Origin of the sequence: Actinomyces sp. MRS3W (genome assembly GCF_032465695.1) — a bacterium.
GTDB lineage: Bacteria > Actinomycetota > Actinomycetes > Actinomycetales > Actinomycetaceae > Actinomyces.
On record NZ_JAWDJJ010000251.1, the window covers coordinates 1 to 7,194 of the forward strand.

At 68.3% G+C, this 7,194-nt stretch carries 7 protein-coding genes, 1 pseudogene and 1 riboswitch; of the genes and pseudogenes, 7 read left to right on the forward strand and 1 reads right to left on the reverse strand.

All coding sequences use genetic code 11. The annotated features are described in order from the left end of the window. On the reverse strand, positions 1–1,032 hold a 1,032-nt coding region (locus RWX45_RS09625; RefSeq protein WP_316023510.1), incomplete at its 3' end, for a sensor histidine kinase. A gap of 366 nt (positions 1,033–1,398) precedes the next feature. On the opposite strand from RWX45_RS09625, the gene RWX45_RS09630 reads away from it, so the two are divergent. From RWX45_RS09630 to RWX45_RS09660, 7 genes and pseudogenes are all read left to right on the forward strand, one after another. After that, a complete protein-coding gene (locus RWX45_RS09630; protein ID WP_316023511.1) occupies positions 1,399–2,388 on the forward strand; it encodes an ABC transporter ATP-binding protein in 990 nt (329 codons plus the stop codon). Beyond that, positions 2,388–3,170 carry an ABC transporter permease gene (locus RWX45_RS09635; RefSeq protein WP_316023512.1) on the forward strand — a complete coding sequence of 261 codons (783 nt, stop codon included), beginning with the start codon at positions 2,388–2,390 and terminating at the stop codon, positions 3,168–3,170. The genes RWX45_RS09630 and RWX45_RS09635 overlap by 1 nt, the downstream gene beginning before the upstream one ends. Positions 3,171–3,175: 5 nt before the next feature. Further along, on the forward strand, positions 3,176–3,967 hold the full coding sequence (locus RWX45_RS09640; protein WP_316023513.1) for an ABC transporter permease: 792 nt from the start codon (positions 3,176–3,178) through the stop codon (positions 3,965–3,967). Positions 3,968–3,976: 9 nt separating this feature from the next. Next, a complete protein-coding gene (locus tag RWX45_RS09645) occupies positions 3,977–4,543 on the forward strand; it encodes a type II toxin-antitoxin system PemK/MazF family toxin (RefSeq protein ID WP_316023514.1) in 567 nt (188 codons plus the stop codon). 231 nt (positions 4,544–4,774) lie between these two features. After that, entirely contained in the window at positions 4,775–5,035 is a 261-nt protein-coding gene (gene rpsT / locus RWX45_RS09650) for a 30S ribosomal protein S20 (RefSeq protein WP_316023515.1), read from the forward strand. Positions 5,036–5,225: 190 nt separating this feature from the next. Next, positions 5,226–6,713 carry a DUF1846 domain-containing protein gene (locus tag RWX45_RS09655; protein WP_316023516.1) on the forward strand — a complete coding sequence of 496 codons (1,488 nt, stop codon included), beginning with the start codon at positions 5,226–5,228 and terminating at the stop codon, positions 6,711–6,713. Between the two features lie 83 nt (positions 6,714–6,796). Further along, a riboswitch (FMN riboswitch) is annotated at positions 6,797–6,926 on the forward strand. A gap of 86 nt (positions 6,927–7,012) precedes the next feature. Continuing rightward, positions 7,013–7,194, forward strand: a pseudogene (locus tag RWX45_RS09660) (riboflavin biosynthesis protein RibD); the annotation flags it as partial.

Here is a 7,194-nt window from a genome sequence, read left to right on the forward strand (position 1 = left end):
GCCGGAGCCTCCTGACGTGCCCGCCGCGGGAGCACACCCGGGCGCCGGGGCATTCTCGACGACGACGTCGACCGCCGCACCGCCCACCCGCAGCTCGATGGTGGTGGCGGCGCCGTCCGCGTGCCGCACCACGTTGGTCAGTGCCTCCTGAATCAAGCGGTAGACCGCCTCACCAACCCCGGGTGACGGGTCGGCGTCGGCCACGAGGCTGAGCCGCACCGGCAGGCCGGCGCGGCGGGCCCCGCTAACCACCCCGACCACGGCGTCGATCTCCCCGCCGGAGCCAGAGGTGACAGCCGGTGGCATGGAGCCGGTGAGCTCGGCCGCGGTCGCACGCCGGGTCGGCGAGACGGGGTCGGCACCGGTATCGACGTCGTCGGCGCGCAGCACATCAACCAGGGAGCGGACCTCGTCGACCGCCTGCCGGCTGGTCGTCCCAATGACGGCCAGCGCTTCGTCGGCGGCGGCCGGGTCGGTTGCCAGCACGGCGCGGGCGCCCTCGGCCTGCATGCCGATAATCGACAGGGAGTGGCCCAGCACGTCGTGGACGTCGCGGGCGATGCGGTGCCGCTCGGCGATCACGGCCAGTTGCCGCTCGGTGCGTTGCTGGGCGGCGAGCATGTTGGCGCGTTCCAGGGCGCGCTCAACCCGTTCACGGGAGCGACGCCGCAACAGGCCGGTGAGCGCCGCCACGGTCACCAGCGCCCAGGCGACCACCACCACCATGAGCCGGGAGGCGAGGGTGTCCGGGTCAATGAGCTGGCCGGCACGCAGGACACCGATTCCGGAGCCGACATAGCCCAGGGCGAGCAGCCCCCAGGCCCAGGGCCGGGCGACGCGGCTCGTGCAGGTCTCCACCGCGACCAGGCAGGCGGCCACCGCAATGATGGACAGGCTGTCGAAGATGAGCACGTGCACGCTCAGCGCCACCCCGATTGCCGCCACGGACGCTCCCGGCGCCAGACGGCGCGCCGCCACTGCCAGGCAGCACACCAGCAGGATGACCTCGCGCGCGCCGGAGGCAATGAGCACGGCGCGCAGGCTTCCCGGCGATGGAGCTTGCATGAGTGCGGGCGGGTTCCAGGCGCACAGGTAGGCCAGGACCAAAGCACCTACTACATCCGCCACACCCGGGCGCCGGTGGGTCAACCCGCGCCATGAGTGTCCCGGGGAAAGTGGGGAGCTCGGGCCGAGGCGCCCGCCCTTGCGCAGCTCGCTCGTCATCATGGTCCTCCGCCCCGTGCACTCGGCCGGACGCATCGGCCCGGCCCGGTCTTGACCGTACCGGGCTCAGGCCACCGGGGCGTCATACCCAAGTATGAGGACCGCCGCCCAGCGCCCGCAGGTTTCAGACCCCGGCCCGATGATTGGCCCGCGTCGTCGCGAAAGGCTTGCGGCATGAGCACACCCACGCTGTCCTGCACCCCGCCCGGCGGGGCCGACGCCGTCCGCTTCCCGGACGTCGTCGTCGCCACGCGCGAGTTGACCAAGACCTTCGGCAGGGGCGAGGCCGCACGCACCGTCGTCGATCGGCTCGATCTGCGTATCCCCCGCGGGGTTGTCTACGGCTTCCTGGGCCCCAACGGTTCGGGAAAGTCCACCACCATGAAGATGCTGCTGGGACTGCTGACGCCGACGTCCGGAAGCGTGAGCCTGTTCGGCCTCCCACTTGACCAGCGCAGTCGCGGCGGGCTCATGGCGCGCATCGGCTCCATGATTGAGCAGCCGCCCGGCTACGGGCACCTGACCGGTGCCGAGAATATGCGCCTGGTGCAGCGCATGCTGGGGCTGTCCGACGCCCACGTGGACCGGGCGCTTGACCTGGTGCGTCTAACCGGGCATCGGGACCGCCTGGTGAAGACCTACTCGATGGGCATGAAGCAGCGGCTGGGGATCGCCATGGCGCTGGCCCGTAGGCCGGAGCTGCTCATCCTGGATGAGCCGACCAATGGGCTGGACCCCGCCGGCATTGAGGAGATCCGCCGCCTGCTCATCTCGCTGGCCGGTGAGGGGGTGACGGTGATGGTCTCCAGTCATCTGCTCGATGAGATTGACCGCATGGCGAGTGTGCTCGGCATTCTGTCGGCCGGCAAGCTCGTCTTCCAGGGCACGCGCGCCGAACTCATGCGTCGTTCGGTGCCGGACTTGCTCTTGGCCACGCCCCGGCCGGAGGCAATCACCCCGGCGCTGCTGGAGGGCCTGGGAGCCTCCGGCCCGGCCTTAACGAGCGAAGCCGGGGTCCGTGTGGCCGGGCTGTCCCCCGACGCCGCCGCCGAACTGGTGCGGCGGCTGGTGGCCGCGGACATCCCCGTGCATGAGCTGCGGCGCGAAACTCACAGCCTGGAGGACGTCTTCATCGACCTGACCGGTGGAGCGGGGGCGCTGTGATGCCCGCTGCCGGACCGCGCCTGTCCTTCGTGGCCTCCGTACGGCTGGAGCTGGCGAAAATGCGGCGTCTGCGCACCATGCCAGTCGTCGTCGTGCTGGTGCTGACCGCGCTCCTGTTCGCGGCGCCACTGTCCGAGTCTTCCCGGGCGGGCCTGACTGATGCGTCCACGCATCCCTGGGAGGTGCTGCTGCTGCAGTATGCGATCATCAACGCCCTGTTCTCCCCGATCCTGGTGGCCGTCCTGGCCAGTCGGCACACCGACATTGAGCATGAGGGCTCCGGCTGGTACCTGGCGGCCGGAGCCGGCCTGACGCCGGGACGGCTGTGCCGCGCTAAGCTCGCCGCCCTGGCGCTAGTGGAGGTTCCGGCCCTGCTGGTGCAAACGGCTGCGCTGCTCGCCCTGACCGGCCTGCTCGGCGCGACGGTTCCGCTTCCCTGGGGCGCGTGGGCGGGCTATACCGTCCTGCTGATCGGGGTCGCTCTGGCCTTCACCGCCCTGCATATCCTGCTCGCCGCCGCCGTCGACAACCAGATTGTCTGCGTGGGCATCGGGCTGCTGGGAGCCTTCATCGCCATGTACATGTTCCTCGCCCCGCAGTGGGTCGCCCGCATCTTGCCCTGGGGCTACTGGGCCATGATCTGCCCCGTCGTCCAGACCGGAAGGACGCTGGGCGCCATTGACACCATCGTGCCTCCCCTGGACTGGATCGCGGGTTTCGGGGCCCTCGTCACGGTCGGTTTCGCCCTGGCCACCGCCCGTCTGGACCGGATCGAAAGGTGAACGCCATGTTGTCTCCGTCTACGGCATCTGCCCCGGCTCGGGCAGTGGCGCTGCTCGCCGTCGAGGCCCTCAAGCTGCGCCGCTCCCTGGTGTGGTGGATCGTGGTGGCGCTGCCGCTGCTCGCCGTCGTCTCCGGGTCGGTCAACTTCGCCATGAACCAGGGTCTTTTAGATGCCACCTGGGATTCCTTGACCAGCCAGGTCACCGTGTTCTACGGACTGTTCTTCTTCTCCATCGGCGTGTGTCTGCTGCTGGCGGCGGCGTGGCGTCCCGAACACCGAGGCATGTCCTGGAACGCCATGCTCACCACCCCACACTCCCCGGCGGCAGTGGCTGCCGCCAAAACCGCCGTCGTGCTCTTTCCGGTGGCGGTCATGCAACTGGTGCTGGTGGTGCTCACCTGGCTGGTCGGCGCCCTCGTGCTGCACCTGGATGGTGGGGTGCCGGTAGGTTTCGCCCTCACGGCACTGCTGGCGGTCGTGGCCGCGGTGCCGCTGGTCGGGTTGCAGTCGGCTCTGTCCCTGCGCCTACGCTCCTTCGCTGCGCCGGTCGCCCTGGGCTTGGCCGGCACCGTCATCAGTATCGGCGCGCTGTCCCGGGCACAGGCGCTAGCGGGCCTGTGGCCGTATGCGCTCGTGACGCGGGCACTGACCCTGGGGGCGACGACGGTCAGCTCCAGCGGCAGCCTGGACTGGGCGGGCATCGGCCCCATTGTTGGGTGGGCGGCCTGCTCCAGCGTGCTCTACTGGGGCCTGTTAGTGCTTGCAGCCCGCCGCCCTGACGCGGCGGCCCGCTAAGCTCGTTCCATGTCCCCGCTACTCTCCCGAGTTCTGCACCTGGCCGGCCGCGCCGTCGCCTACTTCCAGGACGATTCCCCCGCCCGGGAGCAGGTGCGCTCTCAGAATCGGCGCAAGTCCACGAAAAAAGCTGGCGCCCCGCTCGTGCCTGCGCAGGGGGAAGGCACCTGCGTCTACGACGTCGCCTCCTTGGGGCTGCCGGCCTTTACCTACCGCCCCGATCCCAACGGCGAGGCGGACCCCGGCGAGGTGGTGTGGACCTGGGTGCCCTACGAGGAGGACCCCAACCAAGGCAAGGACCGACCCGTGCTCGTCCTGGCCCGCACCGGCAAGCGGCTCGTGGTGGCGCAGATGACCTCCAAGGACCACGACCTCGACGCCGCCCAGGAGGCCCGCTGGGGACGCTACTGGCACGACGTGGGTAGCGGCGCCTGGGACAAGCAGGGCCGCCCCAGTGAGGTGCGCCTGGACCGTCTCCTCAGCGTTCGGCCGCAAGCAGTTCGCCGCGAAGGGGCCACCCTGGACCGGGCCACCTTTGACGGCGTCGTCGCCGCCCTGCGCTCTCACTGGTCCTGACCGTACACAGGCAGGGCGACGACGGCGCGACACAGCTCACGTCATCGGATCCCGGCCACCCGAGATTCGGCGGCAGTCCGGGTGCTAGAGTGCCTCTGGACCTCTGGCCTGGCCGGCTGTGGGGTCCGGCGACCGGGCCAGCCGGGTGCTTCCACCCCCTTGAAGTCCGCCCGCGGCGCCAACCCTCTCTCCGGCCATTGACCAATCAGATACTAGAAAGCTTCACTCACAGTGGCGAACATCAAGTCTCAGATCAAGCGCATCCGGACCAACGAGAAGGCTCGTCTGCGTAACCAGTCCGTCAAGTCCGAGCTCAAGACCTACGTGCGTCGCACGCGCGAGGCCATCGACGCTGGCGACAAGCAGGCTGCCGAGGAGCACCTGCGCAAGGCCAGCCGCAAGCTGGACAAGGCCGTCTCCAAGGGTGTTATTCACCGTAACCAGGCGAAGAACCGCAAGTCCAAGCTGGCCAAGCGCGTCAACGCCATGTGACGAGCCCTGCGCGAGGGCACACGGTGAAGGGCGTCTCCCCCGGGGAGGCGCCCTTCTTCACATGCTGCATTCATCTCGCTCCGCCACCCTGCGGGCCGATGGCCGGCGCACCGGCGGACGGGGTTACGATTCGTCAGGCCGGCGCCCTCCCGCTCGGCCGCACCCACCACCGCGACCATGAGGAGAACGCATGCGTATCGGGTTCGACCGGGACAAGTACCTCAAACTGCAGTCCGAGCGCATCGCCAGACGCCGCGCCCAATTCGGCGGCAAGCTCTACCTGGAGTTCGGCGGCAAGCTCATCGATGACATGCACGCTTCCCGGGTCCTGCCCGGTTTCACCCCCGACAACAAGATCGTCATGCTCGCCGAACTGGCCGACGACGTTGAGATCATCGTGGCCGTCAACGCCAAGGATTTTGCTCGTCACAAGATTCGCGCCGACCACGGCACCTCCTACGAGGACGAGGTGCTGCGCCACGTGGATGCCTTCCGCGACTACGGCCTGTACGTGGGCAGTGTCGTCATCACCCAGTGGACGGATGACAACCAGCAGGCCGCCGAGTTCAAGCGCAAGCTGAACAAGCTCGGCATTACCGTCTACCGCCACTACCCCATCCCGGGGTACCCCAATGACGTGGCCCGCATCGTCTCCGAACAGGGGTACGGGCGCAACGAGTACATCGAAACCTCCCACGACCTAGTGGTCGTCACCGCCCCCGGCCCCGGCTCGGGCAAGATGGCCACCTGCCTGTCGCAGATCTACCACGACCACATCCGCGGCATCTCCTCCGGCTACGCGAAGTTCGAGACCTTCCCCATCTGGAACCTGCCGCTGGACCACCCGGTCAACATCGCCTATGAGGCCGCCACCGCGGACCTGGACGACGTCAACATGATCGACCCGTTCCACCTGGCCGCCCACGGCGTGCAGACGGTCAACTACAACCGCGACGTGGAAGTGTTCCCGGTGCTGTCCCGCCTGTTTGAGGAGATTCTCGGCTCCTCCCCGTACGCCTCCCCCACGGACATGGGGGTCAACATGGCCGGCTATTGCATCAGCGATGACGAGGTATGCCGGGAGGCCTCCAAGCAGGAGGTCATCCGCCGCTACTACAAGGCGCTGGTCACCGAGAAGCGGGACCTGCTCGAGCCGGTCCAATCCGGGCGCATCGCCCTGCTCATGAGCAAGCTCGGCATCGCCAAGGAGGACCGTCCCGTCGTCACCCCCGCACTTGAACTCGCCCAGGCGACGAAGGCGCCCGCCGCAGCGATTGAACTGCCGGACGGCACCATCGAGTTGGGCAAGACCTCGCCGTTGCTGGGTTGTTCCTCCGCGATGCTGCTCAACGCCCTCAAGCGTTTGGCCGGTATCGATCGAAAGGTCGATCTGCTCGCCAAAGAGTCGATCGAGCCCATCCAGACCCTCAAGACCCATCACCTGGGCAGCCGCAACCCCCGCCTGCACACCGATGAGGTCCTCATCGCCCTGGCCGTCTCCGCCAACGGGGACCCCAATGCCGCCCGCGCCCTGGATAAGCTGGGGAGCCTGCGCGGCTGCGACGTCCACACCTCGACGATCCTGGGACCCGTGGATGAGGGCATCTTCCGTTCCCTGGGGATCCAGGTGACCAATGAGCCGGTTTACGCCACGAAGTCCCTCTACCGCAAGAAATAGTCGCCGGTCCTATCCTTCACCGCAGCTACTGGCTTCATCGGTCATATCGTGGTGTACGGTATGCTCGTCATAACGAGACAATCTCGTGTGCTCTGGGGTCGGTGTAAGTCCGAACCGGCGGTGACAGTCCGCGACCCGTCCGCATCCTGCGGTCGGCTGACCAGGTGAAATTCCTGGACCGACGGTGAAAGTCCGGATGGGAAGCGCACACGGGACACATGGCGTCGCGTCGCGTGCCTGTTGGCCGCCGCACCTGTGTGCCCCTTCCCCAGCGTGCCCGGGGGAGAGGACGCACGACCATGTTCACGGCGGCAGAAACGGCCGCGATGCACCGCGCCGTCGCCATCGCATTCTCTCCCGACGCACCCGCTGGCCCTAATCCCCGAGTTGGCTGCGTCATCCTCTCCCCAGCCGGCGACATCCTCGCCGAGGGCCATCATCGCGGTGCCGGCACCGCCCACGCCGAGGTCGACGCTCTGAC

Bases quoted from the DNA above. Each gene is read 5' to 3' on its own strand.
- RWX45_RS09630 (WP_316023511.1), top strand. From the start codon at position 1,399: ATGAGCACACCCACGCTGTCCTGCACCCCGCCCGGCGGGGCCGACGCC.
- RWX45_RS09635 (WP_316023512.1), top strand. From the start codon at position 2,388: ATGCCCGCTGCCGGACCGCGCCTGTCCTTCGTGGCCTCCGTACGGCTG.
- RWX45_RS09640 (WP_316023513.1), top strand. From the start codon at position 3,176: ATGTTGTCTCCGTCTACGGCATCTGCCCCGGCTCGGGCAGTGGCGCTG.
- RWX45_RS09645 (WP_316023514.1), top strand. From the start codon at position 3,977: ATGTCCCCGCTACTCTCCCGAGTTCTGCACCTGGCCGGCCGCGCCGTC.
- RWX45_RS09655 (WP_316023516.1), top strand. From the start codon at position 5,226: ATGCGTATCGGGTTCGACCGGGACAAGTACCTCAAACTGCAGTCCGAG.